General features: G+C 45.0%; 21 protein-coding genes and 1 other annotated feature. Of the genes, 1 reads left to right on the forward strand and 20 read right to left on the reverse strand.

Going from position 1 to position 18,495, the window contains the following annotated elements:
- Positions 1-7: 7 nt before the first annotated feature.
- Positions 8-1,294 carry a homoserine dehydrogenase gene (locus ASG93_RS24825; protein WP_056836296.1) on the reverse strand — a complete coding sequence of 429 codons (1,287 nt, stop codon included), beginning with the start codon at positions 1,292-1,294 and terminating at the stop codon, positions 8-10.
- A 31-nt stretch (positions 1,295-1,325) separates the two neighbouring features.
- Complete coding sequence (locus ASG93_RS24830) at positions 1,326-1,808, reverse strand: ACT domain-containing protein (protein ID WP_082615072.1); 483 nt, start codon at positions 1,806-1,808, stop codon at positions 1,326-1,328.
- A gap of 166 nt (positions 1,809-1,974) precedes the next feature.
- Here ASG93_RS24830 and ASG93_RS24835 point away from each other — a divergent pair, with 166 nt between their 5' ends.
- Positions 1,975-2,484 (forward strand): NUDIX domain-containing protein, encoded by a 510-nt coding sequence (locus ASG93_RS24835; protein WP_056836298.1) that lies wholly within the window; start codon positions 1,975-1,977, stop codon positions 2,482-2,484.
- A 59-nt stretch (positions 2,485-2,543) separates the two neighbouring features.
- On the opposite strand, the gene ASG93_RS24840 is transcribed toward ASG93_RS24835, so the two are convergent.
- The 18 genes from ASG93_RS24840 to ASG93_RS24930 all read right to left on the reverse strand — a co-directional run bounded on the left by ASG93_RS24840 (position 2,544) and on the right by ASG93_RS24930 (position 18,447).
- Positions 2,544-3,332 carry a C40 family peptidase gene (locus ASG93_RS24840; protein ID WP_056836300.1) on the reverse strand — a complete coding sequence of 263 codons (789 nt, stop codon included), beginning with the start codon at positions 3,330-3,332 and terminating at the stop codon, positions 2,544-2,546.
- 235 nt (positions 3,333-3,567) lie between these two features.
- A complete protein-coding gene (locus ASG93_RS24845; protein WP_056836302.1) occupies positions 3,568-4,641 on the reverse strand; it encodes an anthranilate phosphoribosyltransferase in 1,074 nt (357 codons plus the stop codon).
- 788 nt (positions 4,642-5,429) lie between these two features.
- Positions 5,430-6,731: a GTPase ObgE gene (gene obgE / locus ASG93_RS24855; protein WP_056836305.1), complete on the reverse strand. Its 1,302-nt coding sequence runs from the start codon at positions 6,729-6,731 to the stop codon at positions 5,430-5,432.
- Positions 6,732-6,783: 52 nt separating this feature from the next.
- A complete protein-coding gene (locus ASG93_RS24860) occupies positions 6,784-7,539 on the reverse strand; it encodes a Spo0B domain-containing protein (protein ID WP_056836307.1) in 756 nt (251 codons plus the stop codon).
- A 230-nt stretch (positions 7,540-7,769) separates the two neighbouring features.
- Positions 7,770-8,081, reverse strand: coding sequence for a 50S ribosomal protein L27 (gene rpmA / locus ASG93_RS24865; RefSeq protein ID WP_029194675.1), 312 nt, complete (start codon positions 8,079-8,081; stop codon positions 7,770-7,772).
- A 4-nt stretch (positions 8,082-8,085) separates the two neighbouring features.
- Positions 8,086-8,439, reverse strand: a complete 354-nt coding sequence (locus tag ASG93_RS24870) for a ribosomal-processing cysteine protease Prp (protein ID WP_056836310.1) — start codon at positions 8,437-8,439, stop codon at positions 8,086-8,088.
- Between the two features lie 11 nt (positions 8,440-8,450).
- Positions 8,451-8,762 carry a 50S ribosomal protein L21 gene (gene rplU / locus ASG93_RS24875; protein WP_029194673.1) on the reverse strand — a complete coding sequence of 104 codons (312 nt, stop codon included), beginning with the start codon at positions 8,760-8,762 and terminating at the stop codon, positions 8,451-8,453.
- 12 nt (positions 8,763-8,774) lie between these two features.
- Positions 8,775-8,863: a sequence feature (ribosomal protein L21 leader region), on the reverse strand.
- 49 nt (positions 8,864-8,912) lie between these two features.
- Entirely contained in the window at positions 8,913-10,079 is a 1,167-nt protein-coding gene (locus ASG93_RS24880) for an Rne/Rng family ribonuclease (protein ID WP_056836312.1), read from the reverse strand.
- A 23-nt stretch (positions 10,080-10,102) separates the two neighbouring features.
- Positions 10,103-10,978, reverse strand: a complete 876-nt coding sequence (locus tag ASG93_RS24885; RefSeq protein WP_056836314.1) for a M50 family metallopeptidase — start codon at positions 10,976-10,978, stop codon at positions 10,103-10,105.
- Complete coding sequence (locus ASG93_RS24890; protein WP_082615073.1) at positions 10,971-11,864, reverse strand: M23 family metallopeptidase; 894 nt, start codon at positions 11,862-11,864, stop codon at positions 10,971-10,973. Before ASG93_RS24890 ends, ASG93_RS24885 begins: the two co-directional genes overlap by 8 nt.
- A 112-nt stretch (positions 11,865-11,976) precedes the next feature.
- On the reverse strand, positions 11,977-13,125 hold the full coding sequence (locus tag ASG93_RS24895; protein ID WP_056836318.1) for an FtsW/RodA/SpoVE family cell cycle protein: 1,149 nt from the start codon (positions 13,123-13,125) through the stop codon (positions 11,977-11,979).
- A 7-nt stretch (positions 13,126-13,132) separates the two neighbouring features.
- Positions 13,133-13,927, reverse strand: coding sequence for a septum site-determining protein MinD (minD, locus tag ASG93_RS24900; RefSeq protein WP_047675989.1), 795 nt, complete (start codon positions 13,925-13,927; stop codon positions 13,133-13,135).
- Positions 13,928-13,967: 40 nt separating this feature from the next.
- Positions 13,968-14,627: a septum site-determining protein MinC gene (gene minC / locus ASG93_RS24905; protein ID WP_056836320.1), complete on the reverse strand. Its 660-nt coding sequence runs from the start codon at positions 14,625-14,627 to the stop codon at positions 13,968-13,970.
- Between the two features lie 72 nt (positions 14,628-14,699).
- Positions 14,700-15,227 (reverse strand): rod shape-determining protein MreD, encoded by a 528-nt coding sequence (mreD, locus tag ASG93_RS24910; protein WP_056836322.1) that lies wholly within the window; start codon positions 15,225-15,227, stop codon positions 14,700-14,702.
- Positions 15,228-15,240: 13 nt separating this feature from the next.
- Positions 15,241-16,104, reverse strand: a complete 864-nt coding sequence (mreC, locus tag ASG93_RS24915; RefSeq protein WP_235550961.1) for a rod shape-determining protein MreC — start codon at positions 16,102-16,104, stop codon at positions 15,241-15,243.
- Positions 16,105-16,125: 21 nt separating this feature from the next.
- Positions 16,126-17,160, reverse strand: coding sequence for a rod shape-determining protein (locus ASG93_RS24920; RefSeq protein ID WP_056836326.1), 1,035 nt, complete (start codon positions 17,158-17,160; stop codon positions 16,126-16,128).
- Between the two features lie 36 nt (positions 17,161-17,196).
- On the reverse strand, positions 17,197-17,886 hold the full coding sequence (gene radC, locus ASG93_RS24925) for a RadC family protein (RefSeq protein ID WP_056836329.1): 690 nt from the start codon (positions 17,884-17,886) through the stop codon (positions 17,197-17,199).
- Between the two features lie 111 nt (positions 17,887-17,997).
- Positions 17,998-18,447 carry an RrF2 family transcriptional regulator gene (locus tag ASG93_RS24930; RefSeq protein WP_056836655.1) on the reverse strand — a complete coding sequence of 150 codons (450 nt, stop codon included), beginning with the start codon at positions 18,445-18,447 and terminating at the stop codon, positions 17,998-18,000.
- Positions 18,448-18,495: the final 48 nt, after the last annotated feature.

An 18,495-nucleotide genomic window follows, 5' to 3' on the forward strand; every position in this document is an offset into this window, starting at 1 on the left:
CAATAAATTAGCCTTCTACGCGATAGACGCTTTTGATGGCATGAATAGCATCCATAGATTCGAATTGTCTCAGCACATTTTTCATACTGGCTTGGTTCGCATCATGTGTGATAATAATAATTTCAGCCTTCGGATTGGACTGGTTCGGGTGCTGGAACACAGACTCCAAACTAACTTCGTGCTGAGCAAAAATTTGCGTAATTTGTGCAAGTACACCCGCTTTATCTTCAACGTGCAGAAGAATAAAGTTTTTGGAAGCAATCTGTGCGTCCGTCTTCAGCTTCATTTCTTTGTAAGGCGCCAGCACCGTACGTCCATTCACGCCCAGCCTCAAGTTGCGCACAACGGCAACCAAATCTGCTACGACAGATGTTGCTGTCGGCAGCTCGCCTGCTCCAGCACCGTAGAACATCGTTTCGCCTACTGCTTCGCCTGTTACATACACAGCATTGAATACACCATTAACGGAAGCAAGCGGATGAGAGTTTTTCACCATAGTAGGCTGTACACTCACAGAGATATGACCATCATGATTTTCAGCAATTCCAAGCAGCTTCACTTCGTAGCCTAATTTTTTGCCATATAGAATATCTTCTTTGGTTACTTTCGAAATACCTTTCGCTTCAACATCGCTTAGAGCAACATTTGCGTGGAAACCAAGTGTTGATAAGATGGTCATTTTACGAGCTGCATCCAGCCCCTCAACATCAGATGTTGGGTCTGCTTCTGCGTAGCCAAGATCCTGCGCCTCTTTCAAAACATCGGCATAAGCAGCGCCTTCTTGACTCATTTTAGTCAAAATGTAATTGGTTGTACCGTTCACGATACCCATAATCTTCGTAATACGGTCAGAGGAGAAGCCCTCTACGAGTGCACGAATGATCGGAATACCGCCGGCAACACTAGCTTCGTAAAATACGTCGCAGCCGTGTTCAGCTGCTTTTGCCAAGATTTCAGCGCCATGCATGGCCATAAGATCCTTATTCGCTGTCACGATGTGCTTGCCATTGCCTAGCGCTGTTAAAATATGCTCTTTGGTTGCAGCAACTCCGCCCATAACTTCAACGACAACATCAATTTCACTATCACCAATAACGTCCCATACTTGTTCAGTCAGTTTATCTGCATCCACGGAGATATTGCGAAGCTTTGATTTATCTTGTACCAAAATTTTTGAAATTTCAATGGACGAGCCTGTTTGACGCTGTAAATCCTCTTGATGTCCTTCGATAATGCGGACTACACCTGTTCCTACTGTACCTAATCCAAGTAAACCAACCTTGATGGGTTTCATGTATGTTACCTCCTGAATATGTTTTTCTATTTTAACTGCCCTGACCGATGACCATGGCACGCTTGACCCCGTCTTGCGCTTGAAGTCGATTAATCAATTGACGGATCTCTTCCCCCATCGAGGAGGTTTCTACCGAAATGACGACATTCGCCATCCCCTGCAGAGGAATTGTCTGATGTATCGTTAATACATTCCCATCCAAATTAGCAATGAGAGCCAGTACGCGAGACAGAATCCCCGACCGATGCTCCAAATCCATGGATATTGTGATAATGCGCTCTCGTTCCAGTTTGCTGAGAGGGTGAATACCATCCTTATACTTATAGAACGCGCTGCGGCTGAGCCCGACTTGTTCAACGGCATCGTGAATCGTCTTCACTTCACCCCGTGCAAGCAGTTCCTTAGCCTGAGCTGTCTTGAGTACTCCTTCTGGCAAAATATCTTCCCGGACTAAGTAGTACCTCTCAGGACCGGTGTGCTTGATCGTTTGTAAAAACTCTTTGCTTTCCGGCACTTTACCACCGTCCTCTCTGGAAAGACCAATGTTCCTCTATAGAGGACATTATATCGAATCATACGAATTGAAGCAATAGGCAATTCACATCTTATTCTTTCATCTTTTGCAGCACCTAACTCCACTATGATAAGCTGATAGTACTAGATTAGAAAGGGATCGCCTCATGATTACATTACGCATGATGTCTACGGCTCTCCTATGGAACAGCCAGAACGAATTACTAATGATGAAACGCTCCTTAACGCGTTCGCTATCGCCAGGTTTATGGGCTGCTATTGGCGGTCACCTGGAGCCAAGTGAATTGAATAACCCGCGGGCAGCCTGTTTGCGCGAAGTGTGGGAGGAGACTGGCATTGAACATGATGAAATCCAAGGGCTGCGCATGCAGTATGTTTTACTTCGATTGAATGGTCAAGAAATTCGCCAGCAATTTTTTTATATCGGAACGACAGATGTGAATCCGCGAATCGTCACACCCGAAGGAGATCTTCATTGGATTCCTAAAGATCAGGTGTTGGAGCGCCCAATCCCTTTTATTTTTCGATGTTTGCTTGAACATTATTTCAGCGTAGGCCTTACTGAGCACCCATGGGTAGGTTCGGCAGGTATTCAACTAGATACAGGTGAACCTGCTATTCACTGGAACCCATTAGTAGATCCCTTGCAGACTTAAAAAGCATAACAAAAAAGGCAGACATCGATTTCTCGATGTCTGCCTTTTTGAACGGCTAGTTATAACGCACTGCCTCCAAATAAGAAACGATACTCCCAGTGGCGATTATCGATGGAATCAATCCGAACACCACCGCTGTCATTGGAGTATGTTGACAAGATTTGTCCATTTCCTAAGTAAATAGCCACGTGTGTAATGGTTTGAGTAGACTTATTAATGCCGCTGTAATTCGATTGGCTTGTCCCTTTGTAGGACATGAAGAACATGAGATCGCCAGCTTTCAGATCGTGCCAATTTGTTTTGGCATGCCCAAGAGATTTCACATAATTCCCTTGGCCTCTAGAGTCACTTGGCAGCTTCTTTCCAATGCCATCCAAGAAAGCCTGTCTGACAAAGTCAGAGCAGTCAAACGTTCTTGTGTTATCACGACTTGATCCATATTCATAGGGCGTGCCTAGATACTTTTTACCCGCAGCAATAATTTTTTGAACATTTACACTTGTTGAAGCTCCAGAACTACTGCCGGAACCGCCATTCGTATTGGAATCTCCAGGCGCTGTAACACCCGATGCTTGTATGTATTTGGTGCTTGTGCTTATGTAACCCTCACGGCCGTCAGAAGCTCTCACTTTGTACCACCAACTGTTCACTTTGGACAGGATGGTAACTTTCTCGCCTTCCTTCAAGTAACGGATACGCGTAGAATTCACATCTGCACTTTGACGAAAACTGACACTGGTCATAATTTGACCTGTTGATGCAGCCGAAGCTTCTTTAGGTAAAGGAATTGTCACAGCGCCAAAGATAAGGGCTGGAGCAAGTACGAGGGTCAGTAGTTGTTTTTTCATGATGTTAGCCTCCTAGCATTTTGTGTGACAGAACGAGCCTCATTCACATCTTTTTTCCATTTCATCAGACGACCTGGCTCCGAAAATTATTGTCCTTCATATCCATTCGTAATATCGGTCTCCTTTGGGTGGGTAAGATCACAATAAATTGGAAACTTACCTCTAATTCCTCTAGTCGATGGAAACAAAAAAAGCCTTCCTTTAGCTGATACAATACAGCATATAGGAAAGACCTTTATCCAATTTTGGCTGAGGAATCACGGATACTCGGATGATCTTGAAGCGTGAAGTGATGACTCTGATCCACCCATCGCTGCATGACTTTGTTGGCTTCTTTTCTTTGCAGCAGTGATTCCGCTAATTGAAAGCCCTCTTCATAACTCCCAACTTTATCAAACCACGTCAATCGAAGTCCCGTATTAAAAATGACATGATCACGTTCCCGCTTCAATTCCTCTGAATCTTCTCCAGCAATAATGCGCCGCACCATAGCAACCTGATCATCTTTACTTAAAGGCTGCAGAGGCTCGCTCAGGAAACCAAACTTCTGCGGTTCAACCACTCGCGACTCATCTCCCCAAGGGGTTACGATCCTTATGGTACTGTTCTGATAGATCGGCAAATCCTCGGACCCTTCTATTCCATTAACAATATACACATTTTGAAAACCAGATCGGATGGTTATGGGAATCAGTGATTCCATCGCTTTTCGCTGATTAACGCCTATAATCATATTGATTGAACGTACAGGATTTATGACTTTCTCAACGATATTCATCACGGTTCGCAATCCTAACTGCTCTCGAACCTGTTTCAGCTTCCCTAGCGGCGGACAAAGCTGATCTGTGTGAAGAAATCCAATATGCAGGTGAAACAACATCGTTTCCCATGCTTTCACTGACAAATCTATTGCAACGCCGAAGCTTTCTAATAGTTCTTTCATTGCGGTCCCCTGTCTAGGCGGAAGTGAATCACCTCCATGCAGTACTTGGGAGAAACCTACTGAAGCAAGCAGAAGGCTAACTGGCAGTGTGATGGGAAAATATTGCCGGCCTTCCGTCGGTCCCGCACAATTGAGTGAATCCGCAAAAGTATGGAAATTCAAAGAGTAGCTGCGGTAAACATCAATGAATGCCATCAGCTCTTCGTCAGCTTCCCCTTTCATACATAGAGCCATTAAGAAAGCTGCGCATTGAGCATCTGTAGAATCTCCTCTGGCCATCTCATGTGCTGCTTCTACAGCTTCCTCATAAGATAAATCACGTGATCCTTGCATACCTGTTCCCATTGCTTGAATCCATCTTTTCATCTAAATTCCTCCTCCCTCATATAGATACACTTCACGAAGTGTAATATTTATTTACATACAATTATGGTAATTAGTAAAATCGTAATCTTTTTCTTTTTATGTGTCAAGTTTTATGACATTAATCCGCATTGAAATATAAAAGAACGGCTTTCGCCGTCCGCGGGTGAGAGTATTTATTAAGGTTGCAGCCATGCATGTTACAACTGCGTGACGTATACGCTTTTGCTTTCGCTTTTTCTTTTGCTCTTGCTTTTGCTTGTCCGTGTGTTGTTGTACTTTGTGCAACATTTGGCAAGCTAATCCACTATTTTCACGCGATTGTTGCAAAAAATACAACAATTCCGCTCCAAAGTGGCCCATTAGAGTGAATTAAGGCTAAATTGTTGTATAACATACAACATCCTGAGCTTTTCAAGAAAAAATCAAAGAAATTATTGTACGTTATACAACTTGTAAATCTAATTTCCCTATTTCTCTCAAAAATCAGAACCAGAAGACAAAAATCAAAATTCAGAAAAACCAAACCCAGAAACACCAAACACATAAAAACCAAACACATAAAAACCAAACACATAAAAACCAAACACATAAAAACCAAACACAGAAAACCGTAGTCCCTAACGAAGCATCATGCAACTATTCTTAATTACACTCAGCATTAGCAAAATCCATAACTATCCATGCAAAATAAGGAGTAAGCTCGAGTTTACCCCCTGACCCAAATAAATTAAACTTTCTTAAACGCAAAAAAAAAAACACTCATCCTCAGGATAAGTGTTTCCATCATTTTAATGCTTCTCATCAAATTCGAAGTCAAAATCACCAATTTGGATCGTCTGTCCATGGACAGCTCCACGTTTACGCAATTCGTCATCGATTCCTATATTACGCAAAATACGAGCAAAACGAGCGATGCCGTCCTGTGTGCTGAAATTCGTTCGTTTGATCAACTTCTCAATGGAAGGACTTTCAACAATGAATACATCGTTCTCTCGACGAATCGTGTAATCATTCTCCTCGCGTTTCTCGAAGCGATACACTTTACGCTCTTCTTTATCAGCTACACCCTCAACTTCAGGAGCATTCGGGATACTTTCTACAATATCTGAGATCTTGTAGAGAAGCTCCTGCACACCGCCTCGTGTCAATGCAGAGATCGGATAAATCTCAAACTCTTTGCCATCTGCCGACATCTGCTCCTTGAACAAGGCCAGATTGTCCTCTGATTCCGGCATGTCCATCTTGTTGGCAACAACAATTTGCGGACGCTGCTCCAGCTTGGCATTATAGAGCTTAATTTCCTCATTAATCTTGAGGAAATCTTCGTAAGGATCGCGGCCGTCTGCAGCAGACATGTCCACGACATGCACAATCACTCGCGTCCGTTCTACGTGACGCAAGAACTCATGACCGAGTCCCACACCCTCGTGGGCCCCTTCAATAAGACCGGGAAGATCCGCCATGACGAAGCTGCGTCCATCGCCAACATCCACAACCCCGAGGTTAGGGGTAAGGGTTGTAAAGTGATACGCCGCAATTTTCGGTTTTGCGGCAGAGACAACCGACAATAGCGTGGATTTCCCAACGCTTGGGAAGCCCACTAAGCCGACGTCAGCCATGACCTTCATCTCCAGCACTACCCAACGCTCCACGCCTTCTTCGCCGTTCTCAGCAATTTCTGGCGCCGTTACGCGTGCTGTTGCGAAGCGTGTGTTGCCTCGGCCGCCTCGACCGCCTTTGGCCACGACAACCTCTTGACCATGACGCGTCAAGTCAGCGATAACCTCCCCAGTGTCATCGTCGATGATGGTTGTACCTGGCGGGATGCGTACAATCATATCTTCCGCATTAGCGCCATGCATCGACTTGTTACGGCCCTTCTCGCCGCGCTCCGCTTTAAAGTGCTTCTGATAGCGGAAATCCATTAGTGTACGCAGACCCTCGTCTACACGGAACACAACGTCGCCGCCGTTTCCTCCGTCGCCACCTGCAGGACCGCCCTCTGGTACATATTTCTCACGGCGGAAAGCAACTAAACCGTCGCCGCCGTCGCCACCTTTAACAAATATCTTCGCTTTATCAACAAACATTTCTACACCTCAACTAAGGAGAGACTTTGATCTTGGACCAAAGATCCCTTTATTATGTACGAAACGGTAACCGCCATGCGATGACCGCTTCTTCCTCTTGCCATTCACTTTGCTCCAGTGAATAAGAATCTACCTTCGAAAGCAGGATTGCCTTCACGGCTTTTTCAAGTTGCTCCCTGTGATAGGGGCCTTGATATACAAAATCAAGCAGTAAGCCATCTTCTTGAACATCAAATTCCAAGCTGAGTGTACCGCTTTCACCGTCACTTGCCGCAGCATGCTCTTGAACGCATTCCACGGTTTGACGAACCAATCTTTCGATGAGGCCGTCATGCAGAGGAAGTTGTCCAAGATTGATTTCTTGATCTAATTCAACTTCCAGCTCTAGTGATTTTGACTGGACGCGAAACATCAACAAGAAAACAATTAACGATGGAATACCTAACTTGGAGAGATTACTTTCCTGCTGCATAGTCATTTTTATTTTTTCCATATAGGGCTGTAAATTATCAAACTTCTTTAACTGAATATAACCAAACAAAATTTGGGTATCGTTCATCCAATCATGACGTGCACGATTTATGACCTGAATTAACTTTTGTTGAGCCTGTTGTTCCTGTTGGCGGAGCTCTTGGCTCCATTTCTCTTCCAATCTACTCGCTTCCAACTTGAAGGCGGTATAACCGCAAAAGACAATGATCAGTAATAATGAACCCCTGACAATCCAGGGCTCCACAAACATCATTCCCGTCAATCCAATGAGCACAAGTGCTAATAAATAAACTTGCGTACTTCCCGCTCGTTTCATTCCCCGTTCGCTCCGTTCTCCCTGCTTTGTAACCGTTCATCCAGTATATCATGATGTACTAGCAAACTTCACCAAACAAATGAGAAAACCTCTGCCCTCGGCCATTCAAGATGAGTGACCGCGTTTATTAGCTGAGAGACTTTGGTCTCCAACCAAAGATCCCTATATTAGGTTTGTACCGAATTAGAAAAAAATCCCTGGGCGGGCTTATCGCTCGCCAGGGATTCAAATTACGCTTCTAAAGCTGCAGCCACAGGAGCTACATCAACTGGGTATACGCTCACTTTTTTGCGATCGCGGCCCCAACGTTCGAATTTCACTACGCCTTGTACCAAAGCGAAAAGTGTATCATCCGAACCGATGCCTACGTTCGTTCCTGGGTGAATTTTCGTACCGCGTTGGCGGTAGAGAATGCTTCCAGCAGTAACGGTTTGACCGTCAGCACGTTTAGCGCCAAGGCGCTTAGAGTGAGAGTCACGTCCGTTCTTTGTGGAACCCACCCCTTTTTTGGAAGCGAAAAACTGGAGATCCAATTTCAACATGGTGTTATCCTCCTTTGTGATAGATTGTTTCAATCGTTATATAGTCACCGTAATTATCTGCAATGGTTTGTAGCATGACGACCATCGATTCTAGAAGCAATTGGACCTTATTCCATGTCTCCGGAACAGATCGTATACTTTCTGGAAGTGTAACATCCATCAAGCCTCGTTCCATCTCGTGAATGGGAATCACGCCCGTCAAGGATTCAATCGAATTATAAGTACCAAACGTTACCGCCGATACTGCAGCGCAGACCAGGTCTTTGCCAGGTACGTCATATTCAGCATGGCCTTCCACTACAAAAGATGAGATCTGAGGTGAATCCGGTGCAAGACGCTCTATGGTCACATAGATCATAAGGCTGCCTCTTACGCTTGGATTTTCTCAACTACTACTCTTGTGTACGGTTGACGATGACCTTGCTTTTTGTGATAGTTCTTTTTCGGCTTGTACTTATAAACGATGACTTTAGCGCCTTTACCGTGTTTCTCCACTTTCGCGGAAACTGAAGCACCAGCAACCAATGGAGCACCTACTACTAAGCCACTCTCTTTGGAAACCAAGAACACACGATCAAAAGAAACAACTTCACCTTCAGCTGCGTTCAATTTTTCGATGTAAAGAACATCGCCCTCTTGAACTTTGTACTGTTTACCACCTGTTTCAATAATTGCGTACATTTTCATTACCTCCTCATGTCTCAGACTCGCCTTGTCCAGGTGACGGTTAGGATCAAATCCAAATCCGTGCTTAGACCCGATTCGTGCGGTTACAGCATGCCTAAACAACACACTCCGAGTATTATATCACAGAAACATTTTGTAATGCAATTATTTTTTCCGCTTACGCGTCATCTCGAGCAGGCCTAGCTTAGTCCAACCGACAATAATCGTTTTGGAGCGATCCTTACGCACGGCTTGTGTGATGTTCTCCATCACGGCTGCTCGATTTACTTCCGAGCTCATGTCTATAAAATCAACAATAATAATGCCTCTTATATTACGAAGCCGCAGAAGCCTTGGAATTTCACTCGCCGCTTCTCGATTAATATCGGTGACTGTTTGTTCTAAATCAATGGATCCGGTGTACCTTCCCGTATTCACATCAATGACGGTAAGTGCTTCGGTTTGATCAATGACCAAATATCCGCCGCTAGGCAGCCAAATTTTACGTCTAAAGCTCTGATTCAGCTCTTCCGTGACACCAAATTGATCAAACAACGGTATCTTGCGATCATAATAAGCTATGCGTCCCCGCCAACTCGGCTGCTGTTTACGCAGTAACTGTTTCATCTCTTCGTACACTTTGGCATCATTGAGCCAAACCTCATGAACGTCATCCGTAATGACATCTCGGGCTAATCTTGGCAAGAGATCAAGATCTTGATATAGCCGCGCAGGTGCATGTGCCTCTTCCATTTTGGAGACAATGGCACTCCATAATTCTCGTAAATTTTGCAAATCATCACGAATCGCTTCTTCACTTTGACCAATAGCACCTGTTCGTATAATAACACCTTCACCAGGCAGCAAGCTGCCTTCTGCAAGCTGTTTGAGGCGCTGTCGTTCAACGTCCAAATCTATTTTACGGGATATAGCAATATAATCGGCGTTTGGCATATAGACAATCCAGCGGCCAGGAATGGAAACATGCGTTGTTACTCTTGCACCTTTGGTACCTTGCGGATCCTTCGTCACCTGCACCATCAGCGTCTGACCGACTTCGGCGAGCTCCGTTATAGATGGTTTAATCTTAGGCTGCTTGTCCAAGTGGACGGGTAGGAGGTCGTCTATATATAGAAAGGCATTCTTCGCAAGACCGATATCGACGAATGCCGCCTGCATGCCGGGAAGGACGTTGACGATGCGACCCATGTAGATGCTGCCTGCTCTTTGAGAATCAAGCGGATACTGCGTATCATACTCAACAAGACGACTTTCTTCAAGCAATGCCGCTTGTGTAAGATCAGGTGCGCAGTGAATTATAAGTTGCTTCATACACGTTCACCTCATCAGTTATTTTACATGAAAAGATCGGAAACTGCACTCCCCGGTTTTTTCCCATCCAAATAACCGCTCACTAATTGCTGTTCCGGCAATACGGCTTGTATGCGCCCCGTTTCTCCTACGATATAGATTAAATGATATTTTTCCCTCATAAAAAGCTTCAGTGTTTCCGCCATTGTGCGATGTCTAGTAATGACAATAGGCTGTGCTAATGTCCCGCGGCTCAAAAGCCTGCTCATTCGGGTTCCGCGACCCATAAGAAAGCGAAAAAAGTGATAGGGCAACTGACGATAGGCGTACCAATTGGATACAAGCAAGAAAATACCGATAACTAATATATTGAGCGGGAGGTGTCCGCTAATCAGTTGGATAATGGCTATAATAATAATGGCCGAGCTTAATATCATACTGATCCATGTTGTATATAAAATCGTGTTATGGTAGGACAATAAATACCCTAACAGCGACTGCATCACTTTGCCACCATCGAGCGGCATGACTGGAATGAGATTAAATAAGCCAATCATCAAATTAGCTTCAATGAAATAATCCCACCAACTGCTTGCGCCTACATCCGCCCATTTCATCAGCAGTGCAACGAGAATCATCCATACGTGCTGCAGCGGCCCAGCTAGGGAGACAATAAGCTCTTCACGCGTCGGAGCCGTTCCAAGCTCATCAACGATCAAGACTCCCCCAAAAGGGAGAAGCTGCACTTCCCGCACCCTCCACCCAAAGCCGCTCGCCGCAGCCAAATGACCAAGCTCGTGAACCAGTACGATGCCAAATAACGTAACGGCCTCCAGGAAGTAGCCTGTAATGGCAGAACCAATCATAATGAGTATAAATAAGGGATGGAATCGGTACGTAGTTCCGGACCATTTAATCAAAATTGATCACATCCGATGGATTGACAGGATGCCCGTCCTTCGTAACGGCAAAGTACAGCGTCCCTTTCGCAGGATCCTTCTTGGAAGCCTTGCCGATGGGTTCACCAACTTTCATCCAGTCACCTACCTCGACAGTTGCTTCACTCAAGCCGCCATACAAGGATTGAAGACCTCCTGGATGGCGAATCACAATCGTTAGACCCGTTTCTACAGCTACTCCGGAGAAAATGACCTGACCTGTATCTAACGCATAAACCGGTGCAAATTCAATGGTATTCAAATTAACTCCCATATGGGAAGTTCCGTCATATCGCGTGATAATGCTTCCCTTTGCTGGAGTGAAAAAGGTGCGCTTACTGGCATTCACTTTTATGGCCTCATTCCCTTCTCGGTTGAAGCTGGGAATGAATGAAGGTGACCCACCAAACTTATCGCTATACCAAGCAGATAATGATGAGAAATCGTACGATTGTGTAAGCGAAGAGGTCACGAATTGCTTCCCTTTATTAGCCCAAGGTTGATTAAGCTGGAACATCCCGTACAGCGCTGCAAACAAAACACAGCTAATGAAGAGTTTGACCGCAATCTTACGAGGCGAAGGCGGCGCTAACAAACCTCTTTCACCATCCCTCAAATAATCTCGTCCGACTAATGCTGGGTCCATCAATAATTTTTGCTGCCATGCATACTCGGGATCTTCCATTCGTCGTTTCCACTCGGGATCCACATAGAGAGGTACTTCGGAATGGTGATGTATGTGCAACGAATTCCCCCTATTTCGAGTGGGTATCATAGGACTTCCACTCCCGTTAGAAGGATCTGACGATTCGCGCAAATTGCGAAGTCGTTCTATCCTTCGCTGTTTCACTTTATCTTTGACTTCCATGGAAGCCCCTCCCCATCGTTAACCTTTGTACAGCCTATGAGAAGAGGGACAAGATTATGTGGACAAAAAAAGCCCCTGACCAAAGGTCAAGGGCGCTGCATTCCTATATAATTTAGAAAAATTCAGGTTCGCGTTCCTGATGCAGCTTTACGCTCATCACGAGGCCTAATGAAAGCATGTTAATCAGTAGAGAAGTTCCCCCATAACTGACGAAAGGAAGAGTGATTCCCGTTAACGGCATGATACCAATCATCATCCCGACATTTTCAAAAATTTGAAAGACGAACATGGAAACTACACCGACCACAATATAAGCTCCGCTAAGCTGAGTGCTTTGGATCGAGATGAGGATCATACGGTAGATCAGTAAAAAATAGATCAACAATAGAATAGCTGCTCCGCGGAAACCGAATTCTTCACCAACGACGACGAAAATCGAATCGGAATACGCGAATGGAATGAAATTACTATGAACAGAGGTGCCTTTCAGAAAACCTTCGCCTTCCAAACCTCCTGAACCGATCGCTCTTACCGCATTACGAACCTGATAATTATCATCAGCAGACACCTCTTGGGGATAAAGGAACGTATCGATACGATCCATCCAATGACTAAAGCCATAACCCTTAAGCACTTCAAATAAGGATTGATGGAAATACTTATATAACGTCAAAAGCAAGAATCCAGCGCCTATGAGTACGACGGTGCTAAGTAAGACATGCGAATATTTAATATTACCAATCCAAATCATACCCAATAGAATGATCACAAAAATGATCGCATTCCCTAAATCAGGTTGAATGAGGACAAGTATAAATGGTAACAAAACAGCCGCGCTCACAGGGATAAGGTCATTTTTGATTTGCAGTAGATCTCCCCCGCGTCTTGCCAGAAGAGCCGTAATGCAAATGATAAGGATTAGCTTCACGAGCTCCGCAGGTTGGAAGGTCAAGCCTCCTGGAAGCTCAAACCAGCCGCGTGCTCCATGAATTTTTTTACCAAAAAAATAAACCGCGATCAAGGAAACAATACCAAGTCCGTATAAAAAAGGAGCGATTCGAATAAGTACGCGATAATCAAATAAGCTGCAAGCTACAAAAGCAATTAATCCAATCGCGTATAAAATGAGAATCTTGGAAATGCTGATAACAATCGACGGGTGATCCACAGAAGCACTGTACACCATCATCGTACTTATGACCATGAAAGCAAATAAAATGACAACAATAGGAATATCAATGTTTTTCAGTTTGGAAAGCACAGGTCAATCATCCTATTCCAATAAACTTTTTCATTCGTTTGACCCAGCCTGTTTTGTCTTCTAATTGCATGAGCGGCACCGTGTCACCCAAAATACGACGAGCGATATTGCGGTAAGCAATAGCTGCGCGCGACGACGGATTCATCACGGTGGGTTCACCTAAGTTGGCTGCTTTGATCACATGCTCGTCATCTGGAACTATCCCCAGCAAATCGATGGCAAGTACCGAGCATATTTCATCAATATCCAGCATCTCGCCTTTCTTCATCATCATTGGACGAATGCGGTTAATGACTAACTTAGGTGAGGAAATCTTCTCATTCTCCAGCAAACCAATAATGCGGTCAGCATCACGTACAGCCGCGTTTTCCGGTGTAGTTACAACGATCGCTTTGTCTGCTCCGGCTACGGCATTCTTGAAGCCTTGTTCGATGCCGGCTGGACAGTCGATAATGACAAATTCGAAATCTTTTTTGAGCTCCAAAATAATATCCCTTACTTGCTCTGGGGATACGGCATGCTTATCCTTCGTTTGAGCAGCTGGCAAAAGATAAAGCTCATCAAAGCGCTTATCCTTAATCAATGCTTGCGGCAAACGGCAGCGGCCTTCTGCAACATCCACAAGATCATAAATAATACGGTTTTCCAGACCCATGACCACATCCAGATTGCGCAGCCCAATGTCGGTATCTACCATGCAAACTTTTTTCCCTAAAAGCGCTAGTGCCGTTCCAAGATTCGCAGATGTCGTTGTCTTGCCAACGCCACCTTTTCCGGAAGTAACGACGATTGCCTCTCCCATATTTTCTCACCCCACACGCTATTTTCACATATACTAACGATTATTTTACATTCGGTTCCGGCCAGATACGATGAAGCTGATGCAGCTTATCGATTTCCATTTTTCCTTCTTTTACATAGGCAAATTCCATGAAAGCCTCATCGATTCCCCATTCATCCGGTGGACGGCTAATGATTCCGGCAATCCTAAGCTGCGTGGGACGCATATGAGAAGCAGCAATAATCGCATTCTCATCGCCATCCACCCCCGCATGCGCCATGCCGCGAAGAGATCCCATGATATAAATGTTCCCTGTAGAGGTAATGGTTCCGCCAGGATTAACATCACCTAAATATAATAAATCACCCTCATTGTGCAGGGTTTGTCCCGACCGAATCATTCCTTTGAGCGTTGTCATAGAAACCGCAGACTCTTCTGCAGCTTCCTCTTTAGGCGACTCACTTTCAATCGATTGGATAAGCAGGTTGCCTTTTTGCCGGATGACGGACCGAATTTCTTCCTTCTGTTCTTCGGTCGCTTCTCGGCTGCCTAATTTAACATGCACATGAATAATCGGTCCAGTCAATATTTGCTGATGCGTTTTCTCAAGCTTGTGCTGCAGCTCTTGCAGCAAAATTTGCCATTCGCAAGCGTCGTTTAGCAAAAATACAAGGCCATCCTTGACCCCTTTTATCATCACATGGTGCTTTGTTAAGGACATAATTGCGCTACGACCTCCCAACCTATACATTTCGGTTCATGTCCTGAATTCTCCTGCCTAGAGCCTGGAAAATTAATCTTCGTTCCCGGACGGCACAATCCGCTTTCCTTCAAGCAGCTTGCGGATGGGAACGTAGCAAATCAAGGCGATAAGCAGATTAAATAGAACACTCGGAAGCATATAATGGGTGAGAGCAAACTTCAAATCAATATCAATAAGCTTGAACAACCGGTTGATACCGTAATTAATAAACTCAAACAAGAGCAAACCGACGCCAGTTATGAGTAAATTATAAAAAATCAAATTAGGCTGCCTTCGCTGCGCCAGTCCGGCCAAATAGCCAGTAAGCCCCATACCGAAGGAATATACACCTAGCATCGATCCATAATAGTTAAAGTCGTGCAATAATCCGAACAAAAGCCCATAAATTAATGCGGTATGACGATGATGAAAAAGTCCGATAAACAAAATGAATACAAGTGTTAAATGGGGTGTAACATTAACGTTAGATTGCCATGCTGAAGGGATCAGCCAAACAAGTAAGGTTCCTTGCAGGATAAACAAACCGAGTAAAATGAGCCACAATACATGTCGAATCACTTAACGGCTCACCTCATTTCACTTCCGGGACTTCGACAACAAACACTTCACGGATACGGTTGAACGAAGCTTTGGGCTTCACCATAACCTTGTATGTAATGCCGAATTCCCCTGGACCTATGGAAGAGATTGTCCCTACCTCAATGCCCTTAGGAAATACTTGCCCCAAGCCTGATGTGATGATTGTATCCCCGATCTTCATATCGTCCGCATGTTCGACCTTGTTCATCACAAGCTCGCCGGTTTTGGAGTCATAAGACTCAATCATCCCGAAGGGTTGATTCTCATTCCCCTTCACAGTGACAGCAATCGCCTTGGAGTTATTATCGGTATCATTGGTTTCAGTGAGTAATTGAACATTAGAGTGAAAACCAAACACTTTACTCACCCTGCCGACCAACCCGTCTACAGTCATGACAGCCATATTCTCCTTGATGCCATCTTTATCGCCTAAATTAATCGTAACCGTGCTATTATACGGATCCGGATCAATGGTTACGACCTCAGCAATGCGATACGTATACACGTTAGCCTGACGCTGTCTTTCTGTGAAGCCAAGAGCCTCCATTAATCGCTTGTTTTGTGATTCTAGCTCATTTAAACGCTGTGTATCTCGTGCATACTGCGTAAGCGTCAGTTTCAACGTCTTATTTTCCTCGTAGATGACTCTTAGCTGCCGGATATCTTCGAAGAAACCCGCTACCTGCGCAGCGGGCTTGTAGAGGAGTCCTTGCGTCCATGATACCGAGTCTTTAACAAATTTCTCCGGCCACGTCATGGGTGCCCGGTTCCCGAGTGTCAGTCCCATCAATATAAAGAAGCAGACTAGACCGAACATCAGAAAAATCAGCCTCTTATTACCCATAAATTTAAACAAATTAGCACCTTCTAACGAATATTAACGCTTATATCTCGAACTGGATCCTGATCTATTCTTGAACAAATGGATATTTTCCAAAGCGCGACCCGTTCCAATCGCCACACAATCTAGCGGATTCTCAGCGACGAGTACGGGCATTCCGGTTTCTCTTGCAAGCAGACGGTCAAGATTACGCAGTAAGCCGCCGCCACCCGTCAGCACAATTCCCCGATCCATAATATCCGCTGATAATTCAGGCGGACACTTCTCGAGAGTAACCTTCACAGCTTCAACGATCGCATTCACCGTGTCCGTCAACGATTCCGTAATTTCATCGGAAGAAACGCTTAACGTTTTCGGTAATCCGGAAACAAGGTCACGTCCTCTTATTTCGAGGGACTCAGGCTTGTCCATAGGAAGTGCCGACCCGATTTCCAGCTTAAGCGTCTCGGATGTACGTTCCCCGATCATCAAATTATACGTACGTTTAATGTATTGAGTGATAGCTTCGTCCATTTCATCGCCGGCGATACGAATGGAACGGCTCGTTACAATCCCTCCAAGCGAGATGACAGCAACTTCCGTTGTTCCCCCACCAATATCGACAACCATGCTTCCTGTTGGTTCCCAGACTGGAAGATCAGCACCGATCGCTGCTGCGAAAGGCTCTTCAATGGTGTAAGCTTCGCGTGCTCCAGCCTGCTTCGTCGCATCCTCAACAGCACGCTTCTCAACAGCTGTGATGCCTGAAGGCACACAAACCATGACATTCGGGTGGCGCGGGAACAACCAACGCTGCTTCTGTGCTTGTCTTAAGAAGTAGCGAATCATCGTAGCGGTCGTCTCAAAATCAGCGATTACCCCATCCTTCATTGGACGAATTGCGCGAATGTTGCCTGGTGTACGACCGATCATTTTTTTGGCGGCGTCTCCTACAGCCTCGATTGTTTTTGTATCAGTACGTAGAGCAACCACGGACGGCTCCCTAACGACAATTCCTCTGCCTTTTACATAAACCAGTGTATTCGCTGTACCTAAATCAATTCCTAAATCTTTGGTAAAACCACCGAACATGGCAGTTGCTCCTTTCCTATTGCGTTATCTATTATATTACATAAAGCCTTGTTCCTTCAAACTTATGAATCTCTGATCACCAATGATAACATGATCAAGCACTTCAATACCAATTATAGTTCCCGCTTCCATTAGCCGGTGTGTGAGCTGAATATCCTCTGGACTTGGCGTTGGATCACCGCTTGGATGATTGTGCACACAGATGATCGAAGCACTGCTGCGTTTGATCGCCGCACGAAACACTTCACGAGGATGAACAATTGATGCGTTGAGGCTGCCCATCGATAATGTTTCCTGCGCAAGCAGATGGTTCTTTGTATTGAGAAATAAGCAAACGAAATGTTCCTTCTGCAAATAACGAAGATCTTCACTCACTAAATCTGCGATATCCTTGGGAGAACGAATCGTAACTCGCTCCGCAAATGTACTCTTGGCCAGTCTGCGACCAAGCTCGATCCCGGCTTGAATTTGCAAAGCCTTGGCATCGCCAATTCCCTTGATTTGGGTAAGCTGGTCTTTGCTCATGTCAACAAGGCTGCGCAGCCCGCCGCTTTCACTCAATATTCGACCTGCTAGCCGCAGCGCAGACTCCGACACCGTCCCTGTTCGAAGTAAAATGGCCAGGAGCTCTGCATGACTTAACGCACCTGCTCCGTATTGGAGCATTCGCTCTCTAGGTCTTTCCTCTTGCGGTACTTCTCGTAGCATCAAGCTTGTGATTTCCATGAATTCCCCTCTTTCATTATGTAGGTTGTGTTACTTAAACGCATCCCATTCATACGGATAAGTGCTCATAAAACAAAATAAAGCCCGCGGATTTGTAAGATCCGAGGGCTTCTAGGACAATTGCTCTTTATTCGATTGTGGACACTCGAACGATCTGATTTGTTCCAGCATACTGCCGATGGTATGTCCATCAAAGTATATTTCCATCTGCTTCTCTGCGTCAATGAAAACCTTACCCATCAATAAATCCATTTTGGATGAAATGACGCAGGTCTTATTCTCATCACCAGAGCACCAGCTCGGTTTCAAGGAACCTTGACAAGTTAAACGGTAAATTTCTCCGAGTGTCACCTCGTCCGGATTGCAGCTAAGTATGAATCCGCCACCGATCCCTTCTTTCGTTGAAACGTAGCCTGCTTTTCGTAGAAAGCCCATAACTTTACGTATACGAGCAGAATGGGTGGATACATTCGCAGCAATTTCTTCACTGGTTGCCATATGATCAGGCAAATGAGCCAGAAATACGAGACTGTGGACGGCTATCGTAAATTCGCTGTTTATGGCCAATACCTCCCAGAAGAATGCGAAGTCATGTCGCTTACTGTCATT

The sequence above is a fragment of the Paenibacillus sp. Soil787 genome (assembly GCF_001429545.1).
GTDB lineage: Bacteria > Bacillota > Bacilli > Paenibacillales > NBRC-103111 > Paenibacillus_E.